Source organism: Pseudoalteromonas sp. MMG033 (assembly GCF_057197785.1).
In genome coordinates, this window is sequence record NZ_JBXVAL010000002.1 from 97310 (window position 1) to 123184 (window position 25875).

Consider the following 25875-nt stretch of genomic DNA (forward strand, 5'->3'; position numbering starts at 1 on the left):
ACCATGCTCCGACTGTTAGCGAGTTTATATTTCTTTGTTTTTTTTAGTATTATCGCTATCAATCAAAGTAGTGAATACATATGGAAACACTGGGCTAATCAAACACCCAATGAATTAAGCTATGCAAAGCAAGTTGCGGACAACTTAAGAGACATTTTAAACACTGTTGGCATTGAAAATTATCCCAAAAAGAACGACCTAGATATTATTCATATTAACGATGTCGCTTGGTTTCCAGAGCAGCGCGCTGCTTTGGATAAAGGCGATGTGGTCATTTCATTTGACAGTAGTGATAACTACCAGCTTTTCATGCGATTAGCTGATAGGGTAAGTATCGTTAAACTAGGCCCGTTCGAGCCCAAACGACCCTCTATATGGATTAAATACGGCTTTAAACTCATCTCATTCTCTATTTTAGCTTTGCTATTAATCCTGTGGCTGCGCCCTCTTTGGCGTGACTTAGAACAACTTAAACGGATTACAGAGCAACTGGCGACAGGTCAACTAGATATTGCGGCAAAACCTTCAAGGTTTTCCGCTATTTCAGCGCTTACTCAGCATATACAAAAGCTCGCCTTGCAAACTGCCAGCTTGATGCAAAACCAAAAACACTTGGTCAACGCAGTATCACATGAACTGAGAACCCCACTTGCCAGATTAAAGTTTGCGCTGGCAATGTTGGCGCCAAAAGATCCACAGCAAGTTCAAGCTATGAATCAAGATGTCACAGAAATGGAGCTTTTAATCGACGAAATGTTGAGTTATGCCCGCTTAGAGTTTTCAGAGCGTGAGATGAGCAAAACAACTGTTCTTTTTAGTGATCTAGTTAAAGCGCAGTTAGATAAGTGCTTAGCGTCATCTGCCAAGGAGATTCAGCAAAATATTGCTTCAGATATTCAGGTTGTAGGAAACGATCATTATCTCGCACGCGTGTTACAAAACTTGCTGCAAAACGCTGAAAAATACGGCGCTCAAAGAATTGAAGTAGAGCTCAAACTTCAAGGTGAACACGCAATTTTATCTGTATCTGATGATGGTCCTGGCATACCTGCAGACAAGCGTGACAGTGTATTTAGTCCATTTACACGTCTCGATAGCAGTCGCAGCAAGGAAACCGGCGGGTTTGGCCTTGGTCTTGCCATTGTGACCAAAATACTCAGCTGGCACAATGGTAAGTGCTGGGTCACAGAGTCTGAAATGCAAGGTGCGAGCTTCAACGTTTTATTGCCAGCTCATTTAAACACTAAAACTTAACAGAACGTCTGAGCACTTTTGTCTGTGCTCTCTTGTTTTTTGTATCCAAACGCTTTTTTTGCGAACTTCTCGTCGGCTTTGTTTGACGGCGTGATTTCTCAACTTTGATCGCATCAAGAATAAGCTGCTTCAACCTATTAAGCGCATCTTCTTTATTCTGCTCCTGAGTGCGATACGTCTGAGCCTTTAGTACGATGACGCCTTCTTTGCTGATCCGGTTATCCTTAAGTGCAAGTAAGCGTTCTTTGTAAAAAGCAGGTAAAGTAGATCGATTTATATCAAAACGTAAATGAATAGCTGACGATACTTTATTGACATTTTGGCCTCCGGCACCCTGTGCTCTAATTGCCGTTAATTCTATTTCCCAAGCGGACAGCTCTACATTATTTGATAAACGTAACATACTAACTAAATTGCCTTTTTGAATTGACTCACGTACTCGCATGTAAACCGAATGAAACGTCAAAACGTCTTACCATCGTAATAAGCGTGTGAGCGTATCGTTGTTTGCAATACACATTATAACAAAAAGGCAAGTAATGGGGATGTTTTAAGGTACTAAGCTCTAAATACCACTACCTAGAACTTAGTACTTTAACGCTCTCTAATTAAAAGAGACTACACTGTGCGCGTTGCTATCGCAGGCGACAGTTGGGATGCTTTTAAAGCGGGATATAATACAGCTATTTGGCCTAGCAAAATTGTGCACAACGTACCGTAAAACATGTAGTGCACAGGTACAGTACCTAAAGAAAACGCGTTACTAAAAGCATTGCTCAGGACTATCGCTGACACAATACCGATGGCAATTCCTATACTGCAAAGTACAAAGTTTTCTAGCACAAAATATCGAATTATTTGCCCTTTACTTGCCCCCATAGCACGTCGAATACCAATCAACTTAGTGCGCTTAATAATACTGTAGCGAGATTGACCAAAAATTCCCAAAGCCGTTACCATCAGTAAGCCACCAATCACACCAAATAACGTGTTGCTTGCGGCATTTTCAGCACTGTAGGCGTTAGCCTTTACTTGCTCAAACGTCTCAATTTTGTCTATCTTTCTACCGTGAAAGGACATCAAATACGCCAACGCATTCTCCATCACTGTACTCTGCTGCCCTGGCTGTGTTCTAATAATGTAATACACCATGGCATCAGCCTCTTTAACTGGCCCCAAAATCACATGTTCGACAACAACCCAGGTTGGCCATGCTGCTTGTAATTTATCAATAACACCGACAACTCGCTGTGGCTTATTATCAATATAAATGGTCTTGCCTACAACTTGCTCCCATTGCTCAGCGTACAGTGACTCAGCGAGAGGCTTGGTGATCATAATATCAATGGCCACCTTGTGCCCGTCTGTACGGGCTCTCAGTTCAGAGCTTGGACTAAACTCACTACCTGCAACAAGTTTTACACCAAATGCATTTAATAGATTTAAGTCGCCACCGTAGTAACCCGAAAAAGTGTCATATCTAGCGTCAGGCTCAGTTGCAACTTCTAAAAATCGGCCCCAGCCACTTAGCGGTACTCCGGAGGAAACTGATGCATGCTCAACGCCTGATAACGCATTGAGGTTGGCAAGGTCTTGGTCTAACATGCTCGCACGCTCAGCTTCTTCAACGGGTAAGTTAGTTGCAATATAGAATACATTTTGCTCATCAAGACCTGAAGCACGCCCTATCGATTCACGTTTATCCATCGCAAGGAATATCGCATTAACTAATATCGTAAAGGTGATCGCAACCTGTAAAATAAACAACAATGATGCGCTTAAGTTACTTTTAAGTGATTTTATAATCGGTAATAAATCCTTCATTCATCCTTCTCCATTACAAGCTTTTCAGCTGTGTTGCAGGCTGAACTCGAATTGCTTTCACTATTGGGAACAATCCAAAAACCAAGCTAGAAACGATAGACAACAAGACTGTCATAACCATTAACTGTGCGCTCATTGCCATGATATCTTTGCTCAAATGCGTATAAAGTTGGCTCGACAACAGCAAGCAAAACTGGCTCAGTAGCAACCCTAAAAGCCCGCCCAATAAGCCGATAATGCCTGTTTCAATCATGTACTGCTGGATCAAATCAACACTGCTTGCACCGACTGCACGTCGAAGCGCTACTTCACCCGCTTTACTTTGGAATTTAGTCATTATGATGCTCATCGCATTTAATAAGCACAGTGCAAAAAAACAAATAGCAAGCCAAACCGCTATTTCACTGTCTGATGAATAGGCTTCACGCTCTTTCAAATACTCGGCAGGTGATTGCAATTCATTCAGCATAGGGCGTTGAAAACGACCTAACGCTTTTTGTTGCTCTACATAAGACTCTAAAAAGTCCATATAAGCATCTTTTTCTAGTTCATTATTCAGCTCTACCCAGAAATAGACCCAAATACATTCTGATGCCCAAAACGCTTCTACAGATGCATTTTCAGCCTCTTTCCAGCACTCGAAAGCTTGCACGTTTGGCGACCATAATTCTAAATTTAACTGAGTTTGAAACGGCATGAATACATCTCGAGGAGCCTTAAATGCAAGTGTAGACTCACCGTAAAAGCGCGGTAAAATTGCCCAGTCGTCAATCACACCAACCACTGTAAGTTGGTGCTCTCCAAGTTCAACTACCTGCCCAACCGAATTTTTACCTGCAAACAGTTGGTCATTGAGTTTTTTTGAAATGACCGCAACTTGCTCACCACTCTGATCACTACTTTTGGGCCAAGCTGATCCATATAAAAAAGGCACTTCAAAAGAAGAGAAAAAATCTCGAGTGGAGCTGCGCACAAACGTCATCTTTGCATCAACAGCATCCTGCGTGGGCAATTTAAGCATATCCTTAAACCCAGCAATTGGAATTTGCGCTTGTGCTTTATCGTGGCGGATTAGATTGACAGCATCTTGCACTGCCATGTAGATAGGCGCGTGTTCTTCATCCTCGTTGCCATAAATGACGTCTGGGCTCCAGTTATTAATTCGCACTAAAAACAAAGAGTCTGACTTCGATGGTATAGGGTCTTTTGTCATCATATAGTTGATGGTATAAGTCGTCATCGTCGCTGCAATGCCCACAGCGATAATGATGATTGCCAACAAACTCATATAACGGGTTTTCCACAAGCTCAGCATCGCCAATTTGGTGTAATAAATCCCCATGAAATATCCCCTTAAGCTATTTCTTGAGCGTAGTTTTCTACATCAGTAATTACACCGTCTTTTACTTCTATGACTCGGCTGGCAAACGCAACTTGCGACAGATCATGCGTTACCATGATAATGGTAGTCCCTTTTTGGTTGATCTCTTGTAGCAAAGACATTACACCGCTGGCCATTTTTGAATCTAAATTTCCTGTCGGTTCATCTGCGAGCAAAAAAGAAGGGGAACCGGCAAGCGCTCTGGCGATCGCAACGCGCTGTTGTTGACCACCAGAAAGCTGTGAAGGATAGTGAGTTTGACGTTTAGCAAGGCCGACTTGTTCTAACGCCTGTTCAACTCGCTCTTTACGCTGTGACGCAGATAGCTTTCTGTAGCGCAGCGGCATTTCTACATTATCGTAAATATTTAATTCTGGGATCAGGTTAAAACTCTGAAACACAAAACCTATTTTCTCATTCCTAAGGCGAGATTTGGCTTTATCCCCCAATGTTGATACTTCAACACCATCAAGCCAATATTGGCCCTCACTGGCTGTTTCAAGCAAACCTGTAATGTTAAGAAAAGTTGTTTTTCCAGAGCCTGACGGCCCTACAACAGCTACAAACTCACCTTGCTTTACTTCTAAATCAAACGGACGAAGCGCGCTCGTTTTAACTTCATTTGTGCGATAAGTCTTCGCTAATTTATTCATCCTTAACATACTACCCCCTATTGTACGATTCTTACACTTCCTGCATCTTTAAATATACTCAAGTCAGAAATTACGACTTTATCGCCCATCGCTAAGCCAGAAATAACTTCCACTTGCCCTAAACTCTTTGAACCTAATTTAATCGATTTTTTAACGGCAGTGCCGTCTTCTACTACGTATACAAAACGCCCACCACCTGACTCAGTAAATTGTCCTCGTGGTAGATAATAAACATCACTTTTTTCTTCTAAGACAACCCGACTAGTCAACCTTTGATTTTGTCTTAACCCTTTAATATCTTTGTCTTTAAAGCGGATTTTTCCTTCAACTTGACCACTGACAATTTCAGGTGAGATTGCTGTCAATTCACCTTGGTATTTATTGCCATTAAGCATCAAGTCTGCCCCCATACCTAGCGCTAAATCATCCGCATAATTTTCTGGGATCTTTACTTCGACTTCATACTGCGACAAATCAACAACATTTAGTAGTGGCTGATTTTTGGTCACCGTATTTTTTTGTTCAACCGTTAAATTACCAACGATGCCCGCAACAGGCGACACAATTGAAAGAGATGAAACTTGTCTTTGTAGCTCATTAACAACTACCTGTTGTGCTTCCAGCTCAAGCGCACGCGTTTTGATTTCAAACTTTTGACTTTCCTTTAATAACGCGACTTCTTTCACTGCCAATCGATACTCTCGTTCAGCATTTTGCAGGTCATCTTTAGCCTTTTGAAAATCAATGTCACTGACAACCTGATTCTTTTGCCCTTCTTCATTTCGACGCATCTCACGTTTTGCAGCATTGAGTGCAACTTGCGCTTTACCTATATAATTTTCTTGCTCTAAATCCTGCTTTTTGACTTGTATTTTTTCACGTTCTAATTGCGTTTTTAGCCTTGTCAATTCTGACTTTTCTTGTGCTAATAAACTGGTGAGTTCCGGGCTATCAATAACAGCAAGCGCCTCACCTAACGCAACGGTATCACCAGCAGTAACCAAATATGTCACAGTACCTTGTGCAGGACTGTAAACCGTCGGCCTTTTCGCGGCTACCACACGACCCTGTACTGAAATATCACGAACGAATTGCCCTTTTTGTACCTCAGCAATACGAATTTTCTCCAAACGTACTGCACTGGTACCACTTAGCCAGATAGATACCTGTGGGACAATTAAAGTAAGAAATATAACGATACCAACAACGATTGCAATGTAGAGTTTATAGTTCCTTTTTTTTTCGATTTGCGTGTCTTGCGCACTGGTATCAGATATATATGTCATTTTACTTCCTTGAGCATTATGTTGCTGCTTATCATTGATTAAAATACACAACCACCCCCAAAATGTCACTTAAAATAAACATTTTATTAAACTAATAATAATGTGAGGTTGTTCTAAAAAGCCATTACGCCTAATACACAGTCATTTCATAGTGTTAATTTAAAAGGTGTTATAGCCGCCCCATATTAACATGAACGAAAACATAGTTTAATCAACATTAAATTTTTTATAGGTTATTTTAACAATCAATAAAGAAGGGATGGGAAGAAAATGTGCAGCATCCATGCTGCAGCAAGTGCTTGGGAATCTATTCCATTCAAGTAAAGTCAAGGGGTAAACTAAAGGTTCAGAAGCCTTACTCTAAATGTTAACAAAGCTTCTGAGTCAAAACCGTTTCGCTATTGCTCACTGCACGGCTGATTGCCTGCGCTAAACTTTTGCCTTTTGCTTTTACACGAATACTAGGCAAACCAGGTAAAAGTACTTCAATACTGCACTGAGTCAGCGTGCCATGTAGTTTTGAGGGAACATCATCAATATGAACTTTAACCTTTCGAATATTGGTAACGTATTTAATTAACTGCTCACTGACCATCTTGGCTACTTTAGCCTTTGCCGAACTGCCTATCGCTTTACCTGTCATTCTCAAGTTCAGTTTCATATCTTTGACCTCGCTCATAAATATGCGCTAATTACCCACTTTGGTAAAATAAATGATTGCGCCGTTAAGTTAAATCTACTAAGGTGGAATCAAAGATAAAAGCTGATTAAATCTTATTTAGACATCGAAATTTACGAAGTATGATGAATATTAATTACAACCACCTCTATTATTTTTGGCAAGTCAGTAAACTTGGCAGCATTGCTGCCGCTAGTAAGGTATTACATCTCACGCCGCAAACCATCAGCGCACAAATAACAAGCTTAGAACAGAGATTGGGCAAGCCGCTGTTTGTTCGTGAAGGTAGGGGGTTAAGGTTGACAGAATATGGGCAGCTTACGCAGCAATATGCCAATGATATGTTCAGTGTCGCGGAAGAGTGGCTAGAAACGACACGAGGTGACCTTGATAATATAAATCGCACATTAAAGGTCGGGATCTCTGATGCTTTACCAAAATCTCTCGTTTCAAAGTGGTTATCTCCACTGATCAAACATGAGCGTATTACAAATTTACACTGCATTGATGGACAGCAATCTGAACTATTAGCCCAAATGGCAACACACAAGATTGATTTAGTCCTCGCAGATAAGCCATTAGATAGCTCGACACCTTTTAAAGCATTTTGTCATGAAATTGGCAAAAGCCAACTTGGACTGTACGGAAATTCTGCATACTATGCAAAACTAAGTAAAAACTTCCCAAGTACCTTAAAAGATATGCCGATTATTCTGCCTGCTAAAGCGAGCCCGGTGACAAACGCAATTCAATACTGGCTGGAAGATCTCGGGATCAACATGTCTGTTGCAGGCCATGTTGACGACAGTGCATTAATGAAGTCACTCGGTCAGCAAGGGTTTGGTATATTCCCAGCCCCTTTATCAATCAGAGAAGAGATAGAACGTCACTATGACGTAACATTTATTGGCAACATTGAAAACGTCTACCAACACTATTACGCCTTCACTCCAGATCGACTAATCAAAGACACGATTTATTCTGAATTCGTACAAAATGCACAACGCGAAGGTGAGTAAAGCCCCTTCGCTTTTACACACATATACACTAAAAAGACGGTGATACTCACATGCACAAACCCAAAATTACCATACACTATTGTGTATTATGCCAATGGTTGCTCCGAAGTGGTTGGCTAGCCCAAGAGCTATTATCAACCTTTAGCGATGATCTTAAAGAAGTGTCGCTCTCACCAGCAAGTAAAGGCGTATTCAAGGTTTATTATAATGATGAACTGATTTGGTGCAGAGTAGAAGATAACGGCTTTCCAGAAGCCAAAGAACTTAAAAGGCGTGTGAGAGACAAGTTAGATCCCAGTCGCGATCTCGGCCATATCGATAAACACCAAGATTAACTTAAACAGTTACACTACCCCAAAGTTCAAGTCACAGTAACCAGCCATTGTTTATATACTTAATTCAGCAGCACTAAGTATTATCATCAAACTAGTAAATATAAACTGAGACAAGCATAGCATGATGCTAAAGCAGACAGTCACATAATACGCCTGTCTGCCCTTTATCACATGTAGAGCAAGCACCATGTAACAAGCTAATTGCAAAAACCCAATAACTAGCCAATGCCGGAACTGCCATGCAAACTCTAAAAAACGATTTTCGAATGCAACAAAGAGGGTATAAATCGGTATTAACGCACTGATCACCAATAAAACGATTAAAAACCTTTGCTGCTTTTTAATTAGACCCTGCTTGAGCAAACAAGATTTCAAGTGGTTCAACTTCACCTTCAAATTGACCATATTGCAAACTATAAAAATAGCTTAGATGCGACAAGATATAGTAAAAAAGACGCGATACCATGACATGCTAGTGGCAGCAACATAACGTAAAACTTCGCGATAAAGAAGTTTCCCTCTGCACCATTTTTAAATCCGCTTTCTTTTTTAATACCGGCCGAGAACTCTGCATCCATATCTTTGACAACACAGAGCATTTTTTTATAAAAAGGCAACAGTAAAAATAAGCCTACAATAGCGCAGGCCAACAATAAAGCATAGCTCATCTTTATTTCCTTATCATGGCTACTTCACGGCATCGAAACGTGCCATGAAGTAGATCCCCACCTTGTTCATTTTTAAACAAGTAACAACGATCAATTACCTGCCAGCATCTCTGCGTATTTGTTGTAGCAATTCATCGTCTCTGATCAATCGCTGCATGACCGCCTGAACTTCGGAGCTACTTGCGTTATCGTACATTGCTAAAATATCGTTCGCCAACTGCTGCTTAACTTCTGGATCGCTCTCACCGGCTTGATAATACTGACCCATCAGACCTTCCGCAGCCATGGTTTTCATATATTTATTGGGCTCTTTTTCAATAATATCTTGTAAAGATTTAGCAATACGACTATCCACAACAGGTGAGTGAGCAACTACTTCTAATGCTTGTACCTTAAGTTTATCATCAGCACTATTTCTACTAATTTCAAGGACGGCATCCACAGTCTCATAATCAAACATTTCGCCTTGTGTTCGATTAAGAATGTACATATTCATTTGTAATTGTCCCATCGCAGAAAGGCGCTCTTGCGGTGTTAAAGTTTGGTCAAGCACCTTACCTCTTAAATCTTGGCTCACTTGAGACGCATATTCTGGATCAGTCTTTAGTTTTAAGTCATAGTCTTTGGGCAAATCTTCGTAAAACCCATAAACTGGATTATCTTCGCTTCTTTTTTGCCTATCTTTACGTTCTTTCTCTTCAAGAACAGCAAGAATTGTTTCTTCCATCGCGTCATTCGATGCACCAGTGCCGAAAGCCTGATTTTCAATGTCTAATAGACGCTCTTCTAAATATTCGATACGTGCGATTAAAGCACTGTTATCCATATCTTCGTAGCTTTGATTGTCATTTATCTCAATATGAGCACTGTCAATCTGAGAGTGGACATGTTGCTGTTGAGATTGGGGCTGTTCAACAAGCAAAGGTTGGTTACTAGGTTCAGTTGAGAAATGAGAATACAACGCCAGCGCTAGTGCCGCTGATGCAACGCCTAATGCTATATTGTTTTTTGTTTGAGACATCTTATACCTACACCTCTAATTCAGGCCTTAAATAAATTGCGCTTCCTTGATCCAACAGTTAACGCTGTAATCTAAACTAGTTAGACATCATAAACTGTTAAAAGTTGTACACTAAATTTAGCCATACATTGAGGGCAAATTGCAATCTTTGGGCGATATAAAAGCAATAATGAATTATTTAATATTCATTTAATTAAATCTCCTGCCAGTTATAAAAAGTGCAAATCATTGATATTATTTGATATAAATAATTTACACCGCCATTATGCTAACTAAAAAAGCACACGTTCAATATTAATGTAATTTGCTCATTTTGGGTCAATTAGACTCACTTTTCATTGATGATTCAACAAATTTCAGTTTAAGCCAGTTAAGTAAACACATTAATGCCTCACTATTGCCTGTGTTTTGGTCCGTGACAAAAAAGTATGAAAATGGCATTAATATAGGTTCATAAGGTAATTTGACGAGCGCACCTTGAGCCAACATTTCACTGGCAATGTGGTGCCAACCCAGTGCGATGCCTTGGCTATATTTAGCCGCAGTTAATGTATGACCAAGGTGGCTAAATGTTCTAATGTTTTGATTCGGTATGCCGTTAACAAAATGCTGTTCAAGCCAGTCTTGCCAATTAATACAACCAGATGCATCTTCCATTCCACCTTGATAGCTTAGCAAAGGAGCACCTTCATCCAGCGCTTTTAAATAATTTGGCGCACAAACAGGATAAACCCACTCAAATGCAAGGCGTGTACAACTGAGCCCTTGATATTGCCCATGACCAAAGTGTAAATGCGCATCTACATGGTGGCGATTAAAGTCAATGAGCTGATCTTGTGCGATTAGGTTTAGCTCGATATGGGGATAGCATTGGTAGAACTCTCCCAACTTTGGGATTAACCAATGCTCAAGTAACGACGGGATCACAGCCAACACAACTCTCTCGACTTGAGTCGAACGACGAGCTGCAACGACCCCATGCTCTAACACATTAAATCCTTTACTCACATGCTCATAAAGGCGCACCGCTTCTGGCGTTAAGGTCACGCCTTTTGATTTACGATGAAACAAGCTCATACCTAACTGAGATTCTAGCAACTTCATTTGATGGCTAACTGCACTGGGAGAAATGTGTAGAATGCCAGCCGCTACCGTAAAATTAAGCTCTTTAGCAACCACTGAAAATGTATGAAGCGCGGTCAATGAGAGGTTTAAATTACTCATGATGTGAAAATACCTCAAGTCACTTTGAGTTATTATCGCTTCTATATATCAGCTGTCAATTTCATAATAATCAGCAAGTATTTTGTAATCGCACTGCACTAAGCCTGCGTGCAATTTAAACTCAGAGGATACCTATGTCTATTCACACAGCGGTTATTTCTTGGCATCGTCAACCAAATGAAGCATTTATCGACGCGAAATATAATCGAGCACATACTTGGCGTTTTGATGGTGGCATTGAAATCGCTGCATCATCTTCCCCCTCGGTTGTGCCTTTGCCATACTCAGAACCAAATAATGTTGACCCAGAAGAAGCATATGTTGCATCACTATCCAGTTGCCATATGCTATTTTTTCTTCATTTCGCAGCACAATCAGGGTTAATCGTTGAATCCTATATTGATAATGCTTCTGGGGTAATGGGTAAAAATGGACATGGCAAAACAGCAATCACAGACGTGATACTCAAGCCGCAGCTCACTTGGCATCACACAAGCCAAATTGATGAACAAATTATCTCTGAATTGCATCATCAAGCCCATGATTCGTGCTTCATTGCAAACTCAGTAAATACACGTATTAGGGTGGAATAAACAGCCAATGACAATGCATTTACCATTGATACTAGCTTACTCGTAGAGCCGAACTGAGGGTATCAACCAAGCTCGGTGTTAGTTGGCTTCCAATTAATGCTGAGCATATATTTACTATCAATGTTCACGTTTAGTTTCCACCCAAAACAATCACAGACTTGCGACATCATTTGACTACCTAGACCATGACCTGAGTGCGTCGGCTTTGCTTTAATATTATTGTCAAACACTAGCCCATCTTCATCACATCTTAATCGCAGCGCGCCATCACCATGTTGCAATGCATTTTTCGCCACTTGTATTAACAGCAGCTCAAACAGTTTAGGATCAATAGCCTGCTTTCCCACTTTGTGCTCATTCACAAGCTCTATACTCAGGCCGTGTTCACGCCATTTTGTTTTCCACCTCATTAACAAAGGCAGCAAAGCGTGGCGTCCAAGCTTTGCTTTATTAGGGTGGCTCAAGAGTAAGACTGCATCAGCAATATCAGTCAGTGCCTGTTGCCCTCTTTCAAGCTCATCAAGCACGTCTAACGCAGCCAAAGGGATTTCATCAATTTGCTGTAACCGGCTCATACTGTGATGAATGTGAGTCAATGGTGTTCTCACTTCATGGCTCAAAAATGCTGAAAACAAACGCTCTTGTTTTTGCGCATGTTGCTGTGCAAAACGTGCCATTTTTACTGTTGACTGTAGTTCGGACATTTCAATAAAACGCGCACTCAGCACTTCATCTGTCTCTAAGCTGCGCGTAACTCTATTTAAATCACGACTCATAGCTCGCCAAACTCGCCAGACTAATAACCCTAAAGGAATTAACATAAAACTACTCAAGACGATAAAGATAGGTACTAAACTTGGCGAGCCTTGATGAGAAAAAAAGTGAATAACAAATAATGAGCGGCCCTCACCATCTTCACTTTTAAGGACATACATATCACCAGTAGCGGATGACAATAAAAACGTATGTTCAAATTCAATATCGTCAATATTCAAAACAGCTTGGTATTCGAGGGGCATATCATCTAAAAAGCCGATGAACTTCTCTTGTGTCATCAAAGGCAGTGTAAGCTGTCCACTATGTGCCAATGCTAAATCTTGATAAAGATAATGCTCTGTTGTGTCATCCCAAGCAAAATGATAGACCCAGGTCGCCACTTGGATCCAAATTGCAATAAAAACCAGAAAGAATACACCTACCCTAAGGATAAAATAACGTCCAAGGCTTTGGGGCTTATTCATCATTGCACCTTAAAACCACACCTTGACTTTTAATAGTATGAATAAGCTCTAATTCAGCGGCTTTCGATATATTACGACGCAACCGAGTGAGCAATGATTTATACATATTATTGTTGACGTCTTGATCTGGCCATATATGAGCTAAGATCTGATCTTTGCTCACAGGCTTTGGACTTTGCTTAGCAAGCAAAGATACTAGTTGCCATTGCTGAGGAGAAAGCACTAAAGCTCGCTCTCCTCGCTTTGCTATTTTCAATGAAAAATCAATAAACAAACTATCTAGTTCAAATATCGAGGTTGTTTGCGTGGCCTGCTTTTGAGCCAAGATTTTAAGCCTAATTGCCAACTCTGGTAGCGCAAATGGTTTGGTAATGTAATCAAGTGCGCCAGCTGAAAAAGCAGCCAACTTTTCTTCAAGTGATGTCGCCGCAGTGCAAAACAACACAGGCACACCTTGACCAAGAATATGCTCAGACAATAAATTCAGCCCGCTCCCATCTGGCAGGTCCATATCTAATATCACCGCATCATAACGGGTATACTTTTGTGTTTGAGCCGCTATTTCTTTTGCACTTGAGATTGAAGTGGCATAATCCACTTCAATGCCTTCGCATTGCAAAAAGTCGATTAATTGTGCAGCCAAAGACCTATCATCTTCAACCAGCAAAACTAGCATAAAACCTCTACACTGTTACCTTATGGTTACCATGCCATTGATATTGTAGCGCCAACTAATAGGAGTCAACCATGAGAGTCACAAATATGTCTTTACTTCCTTTAATTGTAGCTGGCCTTTGTATGTCTGGCTGTAACTCCGATTCAACCCCTACGGCTAATAGTTCCATAAAAAGCAATACGCCAGAAACAACACCTAGTCAAACTCAACAAGATAAATCAACCATGGTGTTTGTCAATGGTGACATATATACAGTGAATGAAGACAAGCCTTGGGCCCAAGCCGTTGCGATCAAAGACAAGAAGATTATTTTCGTCGGCACCACAGAGCAAGTGCAGCAGCATATTGGTGAAAATACCCAAGTTATTGACCTCAAGGGCAAGATGATGATGCCAGGCTTTCATGATGTACACATGCATCCATTGGAGTCTGGATCTGATGCGACTCAATTTACCATTCCTGAAGCCGAGTCTACCGATACCTATATTGACCTTGTTGCAGACGCCGCATTTCAAAACCCAAACGCCCAGTGGTTGATTGGTTATGGGCACTCAATTGGCACTTTGCTCGAAATGCAAGACAGTCCTATTGACGTATTAGATGAAGCTGTGCCGGACCGTCCAGTTATCATTATGGAGCAAACGTCTCATTCAATGTGGCTCAATAGCAAGGCAATGGAATTAGCAGGGATCCACAGAAATAGCCTAGATCCGATTGGCGGTGTTATTGGCAAAGACGAGCAAGGTAATCTAGATGGGATCCTTTACGATAATGCCGGTAACCAAGTTATGGAATTGGCTATGCGTTCGCTGACTAATACGCTACAAAGCGATTACCTTGGGTTGATAGAATATACAATGCCTGCGCTAAACAAAGCAGGGATCACTTCAATCAGTGATGCGAGGACCTACTGGCAGCGTGGACACCTTGAAACTTGGCTGAAAATTGCCAACGAAGATAAGCTCACACTTAGAGCGCATTTAGGTCTATGGGCTTACCCTCAAATGAACGATGCAGCCCAGCTAAGTAAACTAAAATCTCTTTACCAAGCAGACCCAAATAGCTTATTGAAAGTAAATCAAGTCAAGTTTTATGTAGATGGCATATTAGTTAACACGACCGCTGCGATGCATGAACCGTATCACCAAAACTGGCTTGAACTCGATGGTAACAATGGCCTGAACTACTTTACTCAAGCACGTCTTGAAAAATACATAAAAGCGCTGGAACCAACAGGGTTCGATTTTAACATTCATGCCATTGGTGATAGAGGGATCCACGAAGCGCTAAATGCCATTGAAAATGCCTCGTTGGGTAAGTCTCGTCACAGATTGACGCACCTAGAGGTGGTTGATCCAGCGGACTATACGCGCTTTGCTAAACTCGGTGTGATAGCAGATGCCCAAGTCGCAGGCGACTTTACAGACCCTGGTCACTGGCCTGAAAACATCCCACTTTTGGGCGCAGAACGCAGCCAAGACTTGGTTCCAATTAAAAGCTTAGTTGAAAGCAATGCAACTTTAACACTTTCCAGTGACTGGAACGTCAGTCCATTCAACCCTTTTATCGGGATCAGTAATGCGATATCTAGAACGCAACAAGCTATTACGTTAGCACAAGCACTCGAAGCCTACACACTAAACAGTGCCTATGCGATGCGACAAGATCACTTGGTTGGTAGTATAGAAGTAGGCAAACTGGCTGATTTAGTCGTGCTAGATAACAACCTATTCGAAAGCACAGTCAAAGAAATTGCCAATACGCAGGTCACGATGACATTATTGGACGGAGAAATCGTCTACCAACGCTAAATTGAGCAAGATAGGGGCCTCTCGGCCCCACCGAGCATCACTTAATTGCAACAACTCAGGGATATCATTAGCTTTTAATGATTTTCTATTATCAGTGCATTGTTAGTAGCGTTACTTTTTTACGCATCAAATACACACTAAACACTTACTCAACATAACCAGCACGTTCCATTACATTTTTTTGTTTAAATATACTGAATAAATACTAGATTATTTTAAAAAGGACAATGCTACCATTGCGCAAATTTTAAACCTGCATAATTTAGTAAGTTACCCATACCATGTTCAAAGCATCCGTAATATCAAGAATATCAGTCGGATACACGGTAGTTCTCCTGGCAATGGTTGCCATCAGCGTTTTCTCTCTCTTTAGAATGTCTGAGATTGATAGCAACTTGAAAAAAGTGACTCAAGTCGCTCAGCCTATTGATATAAAAGTAAACTCTGTAGAAAGTAAGCTTGATCAGCTTAATTTATCTGTCTATCAACACTATTACACAGATGATATTTCTGAACAGTTGAGATTGGAAGGTTCCATCAATGCTTATCAGAAAAAGATCCAACAACAGCTCGATGCAATGGCAGAGCTGTTCACGAATTTACCTAACAACGGTGAGAAAATACAAGTTGTTGAGCAATTTGAAGCCAGTAAAGCACAGGTATTTAACGCTCAACAAAAATCAATGAACGTCGCAAGCACTGCGTTAAAAAACAAAGCCACACTCAAACAGTATCAAGCACAGATCAGTCAGCTTGATGAGCAACTTGCGAATATTACTGAACGCTACAAAAAATATAGACAAAACCAATTAGTGACCGCTTCTTTAAGTCAGCTCAGATATGGTATATCTATCGCGAAGCAATTCTTATTGATCAATAATCTACAAGAACTTCAAGCCCTATCACAAGAGTACAAGTTATGGCTATCTGATTATGTTAAAAGTGGCTATCAGCTTCAGTCTATTTCATCTAGCGCAGCACTCGAGCGAAATATTCTTACTCCCCTTGGCGCTGTAGCAACAGATCTTGCTTGGATCATTGGTAAACAAGATGGCATTAAATCTCTGCAAAGTAGTTATCTTTCTAGTAAAAATGTCCTGATCAGTAACCTTGCTCAAGTAGAGTCAGGCCTACAACAGCTGAAATCAGATATGGCTCGCATCAGCCAACTAAGCCAAGACTTTAGTGCTGCGGTAGAATCGCAAACAACCGCATCAGTTGAATCAAGCTTTACTTGGATCTCTGTAGCAACACTCGCCACATTCATTTTCGGTATTATGACAGCGCTGTATATTACACGCAGTATCAGCCGCCCACTTAAGCAAACCGTTGCAGATATTGAGAAACTCGCAACCGGTAACCTAGGTGAGCAAATCGATGTAACGGGTAAAGATGAATTTGCACAATTACGTCAATCACTGCAAAGCTTAAGAATTGCCTTTGCTAACATTATCACCGATATAAAGACACAATCAGAACAGATCAATCATTCTGTAGATACTCTATCAAGCAGTGCACAGCACACAACCACGATTGCAAATCAGCAAAAAGATCAGACCACACAAGTGGCCAGTGCAGTCCTTGAAATGACCGCCACATCGAGCGAAATTTCTGATACTGCAGTACAAGCAACACAACTTATGGCACAAGCTGATACCCTTGCCACTCAGTCGCAAGGCTTAGTGCAGCAAAACCAAACCCTAAGTGAGCAGCTACGCTGTGATATGACATCTGCTGCTGATGTAGTGGCTTCTTTGGATAAAGAGTGTCGCCAGATCGAAGAAGTGGTTAATGTTATTGATACTATTGCAGATCAAACCAACTTACTGGCACTGAATGCCGCTATCGAAGCAGCGCGCGCCGCAGAGCATGGTCGAGGCTTTGCAGTTGTTGCAGATGAAGTGCGTACGCTGGCTATGCGAACGCAAGCTTCAACAGAGCAAATTCAAACCAAAATTGATCAGTTACTTAAATCGTCAGATCTAGCCGTGCAAGCGCTTAGAAGCTCAGTGCAAAATACAGAGTCCTGTACCCAAATGGCTAAGGAGATTGACGTACAAATTAAAGAGTTTGCCCAAGGCGTGAGCGACGCCCACCAACTCAATGAAGTAATTGCGGAAGCCGCAAAACAGCAACATATCGCCGCTCAGGAAATAAGCACAAGCATTGAAAACATCGACGAGCTTTCGCTACAAACGCTCGACCAAATTCAACATAACAATGCAGCTGCGAATGAGCTTGATAAAGCATCTGATGCGTTAGTGACAATGAACGAGCAGTTTAAGGTGCAATAGAGATGAACATGACGAAACTTTTATACCTAGTAATCATACTATTGCTTTGGCCAACCATTGCCAGTGCCAAGCAACAACTCGACCTTTACACTTGGCGTCAACAAGAGCAGTTGTTATGGGAAAAGATCAATAATCAAAACTTGCTTGGCGATGTCCAAGTAAATGTAAAAGTCATTGACTTTGATACATATCAGTCCCATGTACAGCTGGCAATGCAAAATCAGCGTGTTGATCTTTTTCAATGGATGCCAGGCCCTGCGGCACTGGCACCACTGATTGAGCACAACCTGATCTCTGCGCAAAGCAATGAGTTAACTTCAATTAATTCCAACGCACTTCCGGCGGCGACAGGTGCCGATGGCAATATATATGGCGTCCCATTTGCAATGCAACTAGAAGGGGTATTAGTCAATAAAAAATTACTAGAAAAGCATGGTTTAAATTCACAACCACGCTCTGTTGCTCAATTGGAAAATGTGTTTGCACAATTAAAGCGTCAAAATATTACACCACTGCAGATGGCCAGTGACCAATGGTATCTATCGCAAGTAGTTGCTGAAGTCATGGCTGCGGGATTACTGAATGCATCTCGAGCACAAGCGCTTATTGCGGGCCAAGCTTGTTTTACAGATCCTGACTATGTAAATATTTTAAGCACATTGAAAAACTGGCATGCGCAAGGTTTTATTAATCAAGACGTATTAACGCAAGACTATCATGGCATGGGCACCAGTAAAGCGCTTGGTAACTCAGCTTTAGCATTGGATGGCGGCTGGCGCGCAGGGCCAAACTCAGTGTTTTATCAAATAGATAAAAGCTACCAAGTGGGCTTTTGGGCTATCCCCGGACAAAGTGGCAAGTTCTATGGATTTGCTGACGGTACATACCAAATCAATGCCACCAGTGAGCATGCCGCTCTTGCACAAAAGGTGCTTGATTTTACAACAACCAAAACTTTCGCCAACTTATTTGCGAATACCCTGAATGAAATCCCAGCTTATGATGGGCAAGTTCAAATCAGCAGCGCAAACCTTAGAGCGCAAGCTCAGCTATTAAATGAGCAAAGCTATGATGCGAGCTTATTTACTGCTTCATCATTAAACCAAGGAACTCCAAGTTACCAGCAACTTGTTGCCGAGGCCATAAAGCAAGTGTTTTCTGGTCAATCATCTGAACATGCAGCAGCCCATATTCAAAGCGGGCTGAACAGTTGGCAATACATAGGAGCTACTCACTGCCCAATTTAAAGTATAACTGGTGGGTTTAGCTACTTAAGCCCACCAGTTGAACCCTAAAGTAACTTTGTACTTCCCTATTTTTTATTAATTCTAACATCTAATTTACCGAGAAAATCTCTAAAAGAATAAGTTGATAAATCATAGTATTACTAGGTATACACAGCTGCGTACTTATTTATATCAAACACAAAATAAATTTATCAGATAGTCAGAAATAGCAAAAAAACCACTTTGAAAAAAACTCTGTTTCATACAAAGTATAGACAGAAGAAATAAGTGAAACCCGAAAAAACATAAAACTTTATAATTAAAAATAAAAAAATAAAATTTAAGTTAAAAAGATAATGATGAAATAAATTGAAACACTTTTATGAAAAAAAATTAAAAGCATCATTTACAAAGCAATAAAATTAAAATAATGTACCGCTCGACACAAAATGTGTTTTATATAAATTAAGGAATGATAATGAAACTTTCTATAAATAAGAAAAAAATAAAATCTCTAAGCCAAGATAATAGCCAACTTCCAATTCAAGCAACACCAGCGATTGCTGGCGGTAATAACTCACAACCTTGCACAACAGCAGGCGATCGCCCTACTGGTCCTTGTACAAATGATTACTACTCTGAAGCATATCAGGGCTGTAACACCATGGTACATACAGACCGCCGACAATCAGCCTGTTGTAATACAGCAGCTTGCTAATAGTTAACTTTTAAATAAAAGTAACAAATTAAAAAAGAGGTAATTAAAGAAAAGATTACCTCTTTTTAAAATAAAAAATATGAAATATTTAATTTAAATTAATAATTCTAGAAACCGCCAACTCAACATTTAACAATACTAACCTTCCCACCTAGCGCATTAATATTTAAAAATACATTCTGTAAAATATCATACCCACGTTCATTTATAACAGATTGAATCCATTGACTTGGCCGGATTACCTACTGATATATTTGTGTAATTGTACATTCGTTAACTTCTTAACTATTTGGTCAACAATGATGTCTTCATTGATACCCATTGTCACTTAACCTATGATTGAAATAACTCGTACTTTGAACGATATTCAGCATGTATGCTCTGCACTTTAATTTTACCGACCGCTAATAACAAGCTTAAACAACTTACAACACTTTTAGTTATCAGACAGCCTTGGTGACTATGATAATACCAATAGTTCAGATAATCTCTGTTCAGCCAAAATGAAAGTCCCAATCACTGTAAGTTTGTCTGTCATGTGACTTAAAATCTTTAACGTTAGCGAGAGGTTATTAGAATAAGCGCGCAAGTCTAGCATTGTTATTTTTTAACTTCTCTACAATTTATTTAATAGTGCTTCGTCAGCCATAGCAGTCTACACAAGAACATTACCAAAGCAGAGGCTAAGCTATCAATGATCATCAAGTGGCCCCTTATATGCGGCTCCCATTATGATGCTGAAGAACTCACCTTAAGACTTTTTAAAGATCAGCTTAAAAAAAGTTCTGTGTTTTAAAGCTAAAATGAAAAATCGATACAGCGATTTCTTTCAGCATGTGAACTTCTATATGTGCAGCCTAGTTCAGCATTAATATGACCTTTTATTGACACACCACCAGCCACAATCCAATCAACTACCATATCAGCTAACACAGTACAATAATGCATTATTTGTTCAAAATGATTTGAACATCAACTAACTCTAAATTAAGCGAAAATTGATAATCATCAAATTTAGGAGATTGCACATGAAAATAAAAAATTGATTTTATTGTATTTTTAATTCTTCATTGGTACTGCACGCTGTTTGTTTTTTGCTTATCCCATACAAGCTGTCAGTAACCTTAAGTGGCTATTTTTTCCAATTGAGCGGAGCTTTTGGCGGATACGCAAATGGGCACTTACTTTTTCATACTCAGGAATACCATCTAGCCCGCTTGATAGAAATAAATTTTTCTGTGTTGATATTCACCCAGATATAATTGCTCGAACAAAAAGCTACTCAGAAAGTGTATGTACACGATTAATAAAAAATATAACATAAAAACAGGTGGTTAAGGTTCATTTACAGTTTATATTGAATCTGATTGTAAGTCACCTTAACCAGTTCAAAGTCTTTGAAAACGAATTGGTCATATCAATCTATGATAAAAGTAGAGATAGGCGTGCAAAGATAAAATGAAGATTCTACTCTCATAAACACATAACCTGAACACACCTCGATAGATTAGCTAAACGATATGTACACCTAAAGTCAGCTATGACAAGCATAGTCAAAGGCAGCTAAAAGTCTTGGAATATTAAAAAAAATCATGAAAAACAGTGACAAAAAAGCCAAAGCTTTTTAATTATGAAATAATCAACATCCATCAATGGCTGAATAAAGATACTTCTCGTCAGCTACGCTGCTAGCTTTTTCCATCTCTCTCATTTTTGAGTGAAGTCAGCTACCACCTCAACAACACACTCCTTGAAAATTATTTCAACATGACAGAACGACTAAACACCGAAAAAGTAAATAATAACTTAATAATATAAAAAATAGAGAAACGAGTAAGCCATAAAAAAACCTTGATCCAGATCAGGTAAATCTACATTTTGATAAATTTATTTATTTTTTATTATTTTATTTTATTAAAGCCTCAATTAAATAAAATTGAAAATTTATTGCCGATAATAAAACAAAAACCTTCAATTCACATAATTACAAAAACAAAAAAACCAGATGAGAACGTTAATGATAACTATAATCAATAATAAAATATAAAATTAAAACTCTATATTTCAGAGTATTAAGTTTTAAGAATTGAGTTTTTTTAGATTATTACTTCCAGATAATGAAAGGCTATCTAGGAAATGTGAATGTAAAACTCATGCTTCAGCGCTAGGTGATTGATAATTTTTCAATCCCAAAAAGCACAACAAATGGATCGAAACCCATTCAAATCTGTACAATCAACGCCCAAACCGTTAACCAGACAAGGGTTTGACACAAATAAGTAACATCATGTACAAGGAAATGGAGGACTTTCCTCAATGAAATAAATTAAATTTAAGAAGGAATTAAAAATGATCGTTGAAGCACCAAAAGAGAAAGTATCTATCTCTGAAAAACTTGATGCGCTAAAAAGCAGCTTTTCAGATCAAACGCTAAACATTGCTAATGTTGATCAAGCACGTGTTGATAGCATTTCTGTAGCGCCTCCTATCACAGCTTGGAACTGGTCGAAGTCATTCGAAAAGTAACCTAAGACGTGATAACTATGCTGTTAAATACTTGTATTTAGCAGCTTTTTAAGGACAAATGTATGAATACGCTCACCAACGAATTACCCAAGTGTTTAGAATTTAACAGCGATAGTTTTGCTGATGTATTCAGTCAATGTAAAATTGACCTTTTGGTAGATATTTTTAAACGAGAAATCTTATCACACAAAGAACTCTCAGAATTGTTTGATAAGCTTTCTAATACTTTCTCTTCTGAAGAGTTATACCACTTTTTCAAGCTCCCAAAACTATGGAAAATCATTTTTACTAGCCGTGGTACAGATGATTATATTAGCAATATAAAAGCACTCTTTATCAACGAATTAAAAGTAACTGAACTAGATAATCATGCAATATCAAATAGTGCTCTAATAGAGCAGTCACAACTAATCTGGAACTTACGCTCTGATATAGCCTATAACCCATTAACACAAAAAGCATATAAGAATAACTACCTGCATAAAGAAACAGGCATTGTCATTGATTACTTTAGTGATCTTGCTCGCGGCGAGCAAAGAGATATTCCTTGGGGTGACACCGGAATATCGCAATCCCTCATTGACAGCACAGCACCAAAAGTTATCTCTGCAATAGATTATATCCAGTCCGTGTCACCAGCGTGCTTTAATGTTTTAAAAGCCAGTATCTACTCCATCGTTGTTCGATTTGACACCACTAAAAATAAATTCAACTGCGCATCGACCAATATATGCAACGGACTTGTGGTGTTAATAAACCCACACCTCGATGAGGTAAGTGTTGAAACACTTGCAGATGCCATTGTCCATGAAATGACACATAACCTATTTGATATTGCAGAGCTTTATGAACCTTGTTTGCCTACCAAGTTTCACCCTCAGACGATCAAATCGCCTTGGACGGGCAGAATGCTTGACCCTAACACCTATATTCAAGCCTGTTACACCTGGTATGGGTTGAGAAACTTTTGGCAAAAAGCCTATAAGCATTTTAACACCGAAAATGCACACAAATACCTGCAACAAGCATCAAAAGGCTTTGAGCAGGCTGAGTTCGTGCGTATCGCAAAAAATTCAGACGAAATCATAAACACAAAACTCATAACAACATTAGAGCGCTTAAAATAAATAGGAATTTAAGATGTTGAAGTTTTTAAGCAGCCCAAAGGGACTTTCCTCTATTACAGGAATTTTTTCACTGTCATTAGGCACTATTTTACTCGGAGTTATCATTGCATTCGTATTTGCAGATAATAGGATCAATAATGGCATTGCTGGTGATATTTATAAAATTGAAACCCAATTTAATTTACCTAATGGAGAGCAAGTTAATAGCTCCCAAGCCCCAGCCGCACTAATACCAGCTCTATCTTCACTCAATGAAATCAAGCGCGTCGGTATAACACATAGAGAAACAATAAACGTATTACACAATACCACTGAAATAAAAGAGGCACAGGTATATGCACTTGATGAAGCAGCATTTAATATGCTGTCATTCAGTTCAAATGGTATCTCTGCTGTTGAAAATAGCCAGGTTTATTTATCAAGCACATTCGCCAGACAGCTCACTAATAACCCCGCAAGTCTCATCGGACAAACTCTAAAGCTAGGTCAATTGGGCAGGTTTCAAATTACACAAGTAATTGAGTTAGATGAGAGCCTATCAATTAAACCTGACCTCATGATTGCTTTTGCATCCACCTTTGAGCCTGTTATTCAATCACACTACGGTGATTGGTATGACACACATGTTCATCTGTTCGTTGAATTAAAGAATAATACATCGCTAAATCTAGATCAGGTTGTGTTAGAAAATGCCCCTCAAATACCCGGAGCCCCTTTCACACCTTCTTCATTTATCCACTTATCAAAGCGCTCTATCTCCCAATTACATTATGATTTAGCACTACCTGATGAACTGGGGACTACATTTGCTAAGTCAAGCTTATATTTGATTTATGGTGTGTGTGGTTTTTCATTCTTGCTCGGCTGCATCGGTTTTTTTAGTGCAGTGTCTTCTGTCCAAATTTCACATTCAGAGCGCATAAAAACCTTATTAAGTATCGGCGGCAGTTATGGCCAAATTACGCTGAGCGCATTACTCGACAACAAGCTATCTCTACTTATTGCCAGTGTATTGTCGTTATCTGTCTTTTATTTCGGCATGCAATTTCTCAGCGCTGAATTTCCGCTTTTAACCATACTAAGCACCGCACATATGTGGATAATTTCAATCTGTATGCTGTTGTTACTTGCCTCTATGTATATTTCAATTATCTGCCTTGTCTTACGTAAAATTGTGACGTCACAAGAAGATCAAACAATTTCAAGATCAGCAGGCGTGAATACCATCTGGATGACGCAATTAACCATTGTCATGCAAACGCTCATCACTGCTCTGGTTATGTTTGTCGCTGTCAGTGTGACCTACGAATTGTTTTCCGCTAAACAAGCGGACTATGGATATGATATTAGCCGCACACATTACGCAAAATTAGATGGACACAATGACCTGTTGCCCACACGTATTCGAGATAATATAAATACCAACCACGGCAGGGTGTCAGAAGTATGTAGTTGGCGCCCTTTCGATAAATCAGCGAATTACATTTCGGTATCAACAGCACAGCAAAAGTTGGATGAGCAGCTCACACCTGTCCACTATTTTTTTGCAGGCCCTACTATTTCACAAGTGCTGGCGCTTGAAGTATTAAGCAGCAACCAAACAACCTTAGCGCTAGGCAAGGTAAATAATGACGATGGCAAAACTCGGGTCATTGTCACCCAAGCCTTTTCCAAACTGTTCGACAATATTCAAGTAGATCAGCTCATCAACCATCAATTTTATGCCGATTTTGGCGAAGGTTTAACTAATATAGAAATTGTACAAGTCGTGAGTAATTTCTATCTAGGTAAAGTGAAAGCTGACTTTGATCCCATCATGATAGTGCTTGATGACACGAAGGCAAATACCTTACTGGTTAAGCATGAAAGTCCAGCAAACTTAGTGTCTCAATTATCCCTAATCTCTAGTGAACAAGCCCTAGACGCAGAATTTTCAGACTTGAGTAAAATCGTGTTCTACCTGCTTTTTGTCGTTATTTTAAACATCGTCTTGATTGCGATGAACACCATTGCTAACTCACTGGTGGATGCTGAAAGACATAGCGACTCGCTGCATATTATGAAACAACTTGGCGCAGACTTAACCGCCATCTTTAACTTTGTATTTAAAAAGAATGTCTATTTATACCTAGCTTCATCACTCATTGGGATACTGCTGGGTTATATCACCCTTTACCATCAATTAATCCCTCTAGATCAGATGCAGTTTAGCTTCTACCACTATGCATTATCGCTCTTTGTTGTCGCGACACTTATCGCCTTTATCATTGCATTGAATTTTGGCGTGATAAGTAAAAAGTACTTGTCAGAATAAGGAGT

Annotated in this window: 22 protein-coding genes; 11 read left to right on the forward strand and 11 right to left on the reverse strand. The window is 39.7% G+C overall.

What is annotated here, in order from left to right; genetic code table 11:
* Positions 1 to 3: 3 nt before the first annotated feature.
* On the forward strand, positions 4 to 1254 hold the full coding sequence (locus AC2CZC_RS21935; RefSeq protein ID WP_484585415.1) for an ATP-binding protein: 1251 nt from the start codon (positions 4 to 6) through the stop codon (positions 1252 to 1254).
* Here the strand turns inward: AC2CZC_RS21935 and arfB are convergent.
* From arfB to AC2CZC_RS21965, 6 genes are all read right to left on the reverse strand, one after another.
* Positions 1244 to 1657, reverse strand: a complete 414-nt coding sequence (gene arfB, locus AC2CZC_RS21940; RefSeq protein WP_484585782.1) for an alternative ribosome rescue aminoacyl-tRNA hydrolase ArfB — start codon at positions 1655 to 1657, stop codon at positions 1244 to 1246. The genes AC2CZC_RS21935 and arfB overlap by 11 nt on opposite strands.
* Positions 1658 to 1872: 215 nt before the next feature.
* Positions 1873 to 3078: an ABC transporter permease gene (locus tag AC2CZC_RS21945; RefSeq protein WP_484585416.1), complete on the reverse strand. Its 1206-nt coding sequence runs from the start codon at positions 3076 to 3078 to the stop codon at positions 1873 to 1875.
* Between the two features lie 13 nt (positions 3079 to 3091).
* A complete protein-coding gene (locus AC2CZC_RS21950; RefSeq protein WP_484585417.1) occupies positions 3092 to 4420 on the reverse strand; it encodes an ABC transporter permease in 1329 nt (442 codons plus the stop codon).
* A gap of 11 nt (positions 4421 to 4431) precedes the next feature.
* The gene (locus AC2CZC_RS21955) at positions 4432 to 5121 is read right to left on the reverse strand and encodes an ABC transporter ATP-binding protein (RefSeq protein ID WP_484585418.1); all 690 of its coding nucleotides are present in this window, start codon (positions 5119 to 5121) and stop codon (positions 4432 to 4434) included.
* An 8-nt stretch (positions 5122 to 5129) separates the two neighbouring features.
* Entirely contained in the window at positions 5130 to 6398 is a 1269-nt protein-coding gene (locus tag AC2CZC_RS21960; RefSeq protein WP_484585419.1) for an efflux RND transporter periplasmic adaptor subunit, read from the reverse strand.
* A 367-nt stretch (positions 6399 to 6765) separates the two neighbouring features.
* Positions 6766 to 7059, reverse strand: coding sequence for a hypothetical protein (locus tag AC2CZC_RS21965; RefSeq protein WP_484585420.1), 294 nt, complete (start codon positions 7057 to 7059; stop codon positions 6766 to 6768).
* Positions 7060 to 7202: 143 nt separating this feature from the next.
* On the opposite strand from AC2CZC_RS21965, the gene nhaR reads away from it, so the two are divergent.
* Together nhaR and AC2CZC_RS21975 are read left to right on the forward strand one after the other, a co-directional pair.
* The gene (gene nhaR, locus AC2CZC_RS21970) at positions 7203 to 8096 is read left to right on the forward strand and encodes a transcriptional activator NhaR (protein ID WP_237136301.1); all 894 of its coding nucleotides are present in this window, start codon (positions 7203 to 7205) and stop codon (positions 8094 to 8096) included.
* 50 nt (positions 8097 to 8146) lie between these two features.
* Entirely contained in the window at positions 8147 to 8431 is a 285-nt protein-coding gene (locus AC2CZC_RS21975; protein WP_484585421.1) for an Rdx family protein, read from the forward strand.
* A 413-nt stretch (positions 8432 to 8844) separates the two neighbouring features.
* On the opposite strand, the gene AC2CZC_RS21980 is transcribed toward AC2CZC_RS21975, so the two are convergent.
* The 3 genes from AC2CZC_RS21980 to AC2CZC_RS21990 form a co-directional block, all read right to left on the reverse strand.
* Positions 8845 to 9099, reverse strand: coding sequence for a hypothetical protein (locus AC2CZC_RS21980; RefSeq protein ID WP_484585422.1), 255 nt, complete (start codon positions 9097 to 9099; stop codon positions 8845 to 8847).
* Positions 9100 to 9193: 94 nt separating this feature from the next.
* Entirely contained in the window at positions 9194 to 10120 is a 927-nt protein-coding gene (locus tag AC2CZC_RS21985; RefSeq protein WP_484585423.1) for a hypothetical protein, read from the reverse strand.
* A gap of 318 nt (positions 10121 to 10438) precedes the next feature.
* The gene (locus AC2CZC_RS21990; protein WP_484585424.1) at positions 10439 to 11344 is read right to left on the reverse strand and encodes a LysR substrate-binding domain-containing protein; all 906 of its coding nucleotides are present in this window, start codon (positions 11342 to 11344) and stop codon (positions 10439 to 10441) included.
* A gap of 134 nt (positions 11345 to 11478) precedes the next feature.
* On the opposite strand from AC2CZC_RS21990, the gene AC2CZC_RS21995 reads away from it, so the two are divergent.
* A complete protein-coding gene (locus AC2CZC_RS21995; RefSeq protein ID WP_484585425.1) occupies positions 11479 to 11937 on the forward strand; it encodes an OsmC family protein in 459 nt (152 codons plus the stop codon).
* A gap of 62 nt (positions 11938 to 11999) precedes the next feature.
* Here AC2CZC_RS21995 and AC2CZC_RS22000 read toward each other — a convergent pair whose 3' ends face one another.
* Both AC2CZC_RS22000 and AC2CZC_RS22005 read right to left on the reverse strand, forming a co-directional pair.
* Complete coding sequence (locus AC2CZC_RS22000) at positions 12000 to 13181, reverse strand: sensor histidine kinase (protein ID WP_484585426.1); 1182 nt, start codon at positions 13179 to 13181, stop codon at positions 12000 to 12002.
* Positions 13171 to 13854: a response regulator transcription factor gene (locus AC2CZC_RS22005; RefSeq protein ID WP_484585427.1), complete on the reverse strand. Its 684-nt coding sequence runs from the start codon at positions 13852 to 13854 to the stop codon at positions 13171 to 13173. Before AC2CZC_RS22005 ends, AC2CZC_RS22000 begins: the two co-directional genes overlap by 11 nt.
* Before the next feature lie 71 nt (positions 13855 to 13925).
* On the opposite strand from AC2CZC_RS22005, the gene AC2CZC_RS22010 reads away from it, so the two are divergent.
* The 7 genes from AC2CZC_RS22010 (at position 13926) to darB (ending at position 25870) form a co-directional block, all read left to right on the forward strand.
* Positions 13926 to 15665 (forward strand): amidohydrolase, encoded by a 1740-nt coding sequence (locus AC2CZC_RS22010; RefSeq protein ID WP_484585428.1) that lies wholly within the window; start codon positions 13926 to 13928, stop codon positions 15663 to 15665.
* Between the two features lie 281 nt (positions 15666 to 15946).
* Positions 15947 to 17959, forward strand: coding sequence for a HAMP domain-containing methyl-accepting chemotaxis protein (locus AC2CZC_RS22015; RefSeq protein ID WP_484585429.1), 2013 nt, complete (start codon positions 15947 to 15949; stop codon positions 17957 to 17959).
* An 8-nt stretch (positions 17960 to 17967) separates the two neighbouring features.
* Positions 17968 to 19206 (forward strand): extracellular solute-binding protein, encoded by a 1239-nt coding sequence (locus tag AC2CZC_RS22020; protein WP_484585430.1) that lies wholly within the window; start codon positions 17968 to 17970, stop codon positions 19204 to 19206.
* A 457-nt stretch (positions 19207 to 19663) separates the two neighbouring features.
* A complete protein-coding gene (locus AC2CZC_RS22025) occupies positions 19664 to 19903 on the forward strand; it encodes a hypothetical protein (RefSeq protein ID WP_484585431.1) in 240 nt (79 codons plus the stop codon).
* Between the two features lie 2349 nt (positions 19904 to 22252).
* Positions 22253 to 22429 carry a darobactin family peptide antibiotic gene (gene darA, locus AC2CZC_RS22030; RefSeq protein ID WP_237136156.1) on the forward strand — a complete coding sequence of 59 codons (177 nt, stop codon included), beginning with the start codon at positions 22253 to 22255 and terminating at the stop codon, positions 22427 to 22429.
* A 62-nt stretch (positions 22430 to 22491) separates the two neighbouring features.
* Entirely contained in the window at positions 22492 to 23556 is a 1065-nt protein-coding gene (locus tag AC2CZC_RS22035) for a hypothetical protein (protein WP_484585432.1), read from the forward strand.
* A gap of 13 nt (positions 23557 to 23569) precedes the next feature.
* Complete coding sequence (gene darB / locus AC2CZC_RS22040) at positions 23570 to 25870, forward strand: darobactin export ABC transporter permease subunit (RefSeq protein WP_484585433.1); 2301 nt, start codon at positions 23570 to 23572, stop codon at positions 25868 to 25870.
* Positions 25871 to 25875: the final 5 nt, after the last annotated feature.

Coding starts and splice junctions, on each gene's coding strand:
- darA (WP_237136156.1), top strand. CDS start 22,253: ATGATCGTTGAAGCACCAAAAGAGAAAGTATCTATCTCTGAAAAACTT.
- AC2CZC_RS21985 (WP_484585423.1), bottom strand. CDS start 10,120: ATGTCTCAAACAAAAAACAATATAGCATTAGGCGTTGCATCAGCGGCA.
- AC2CZC_RS22035 (WP_484585432.1), top strand. CDS start 22,492: ATGAATACGCTCACCAACGAATTACCCAAGTGTTTAGAATTTAACAGC.
- AC2CZC_RS21960 (WP_484585419.1), bottom strand. CDS start 6,398: ATGACATATATATCTGATACCAGTGCGCAAGACACGCAAATCGAAAAA.
- darB (WP_484585433.1), top strand. CDS start 23,570: ATGTTGAAGTTTTTAAGCAGCCCAAAGGGACTTTCCTCTATTACAGGA.
- AC2CZC_RS22010 (WP_484585428.1), top strand. CDS start 13,926: ATGAGAGTCACAAATATGTCTTTACTTCCTTTAATTGTAGCTGGCCTT.
- AC2CZC_RS22015 (WP_484585429.1), top strand. CDS start 15,947: ATGTTCAAAGCATCCGTAATATCAAGAATATCAGTCGGATACACGGTA.
- nhaR (WP_237136301.1), top strand. CDS start 7,203: ATGAATATTAATTACAACCACCTCTATTATTTTTGGCAAGTCAGTAAA.
- AC2CZC_RS22020 (WP_484585430.1), top strand. CDS start 17,968: ATGACGAAACTTTTATACCTAGTAATCATACTATTGCTTTGGCCAACC.
- AC2CZC_RS21995 (WP_484585425.1), top strand. CDS start 11,479: ATGTCTATTCACACAGCGGTTATTTCTTGGCATCGTCAACCAAATGAA.
- AC2CZC_RS22000 (WP_484585426.1), bottom strand. CDS start 13,181: ATGATGAATAAGCCCCAAAGCCTTGGACGTTATTTTATCCTTAGGGTA.
- AC2CZC_RS21950 (WP_484585417.1), bottom strand. CDS start 4,420: ATGGGGATTTATTACACCAAATTGGCGATGCTGAGCTTGTGGAAAACC.
- AC2CZC_RS21990 (WP_484585424.1), bottom strand. CDS start 11,344: ATGAGTAATTTAAACCTCTCATTGACCGCGCTTCATACATTTTCAGTG.
- AC2CZC_RS21945 (WP_484585416.1), bottom strand. CDS start 3,078: ATGAAGGATTTATTACCGATTATAAAATCACTTAAAAGTAACTTAAGC.
- AC2CZC_RS21965 (WP_484585420.1), bottom strand. CDS start 7,059: ATGAAACTGAACTTGAGAATGACAGGTAAAGCGATAGGCAGTTCGGCA.
- AC2CZC_RS22005 (WP_484585427.1), bottom strand. CDS start 13,854: ATGCTAGTTTTGCTGGTTGAAGATGATAGGTCTTTGGCTGCACAATTA.
- arfB (WP_484585782.1), bottom strand. CDS start 1,657: ATGTTACGTTTATCAAATAATGTAGAGCTGTCCGCTTGGGAAATAGAA.
- AC2CZC_RS21955 (WP_484585418.1), bottom strand. CDS start 5,121: ATGTTAAGGATGAATAAATTAGCGAAGACTTATCGCACAAATGAAGTT.
- AC2CZC_RS21980 (WP_484585422.1), bottom strand. CDS start 9,099: ATGAGCTATGCTTTATTGTTGGCCTGCGCTATTGTAGGCTTATTTTTA.
- AC2CZC_RS22025 (WP_484585431.1), top strand. CDS start 19,664: ATGAAACTTTCTATAAATAAGAAAAAAATAAAATCTCTAAGCCAAGAT.
- AC2CZC_RS21935 (WP_484585415.1), top strand. CDS start 4: ATGCTCCGACTGTTAGCGAGTTTATATTTCTTTGTTTTTTTTAGTATT.
- AC2CZC_RS21975 (WP_484585421.1), top strand. CDS start 8,147: ATGCACAAACCCAAAATTACCATACACTATTGTGTATTATGCCAATGG.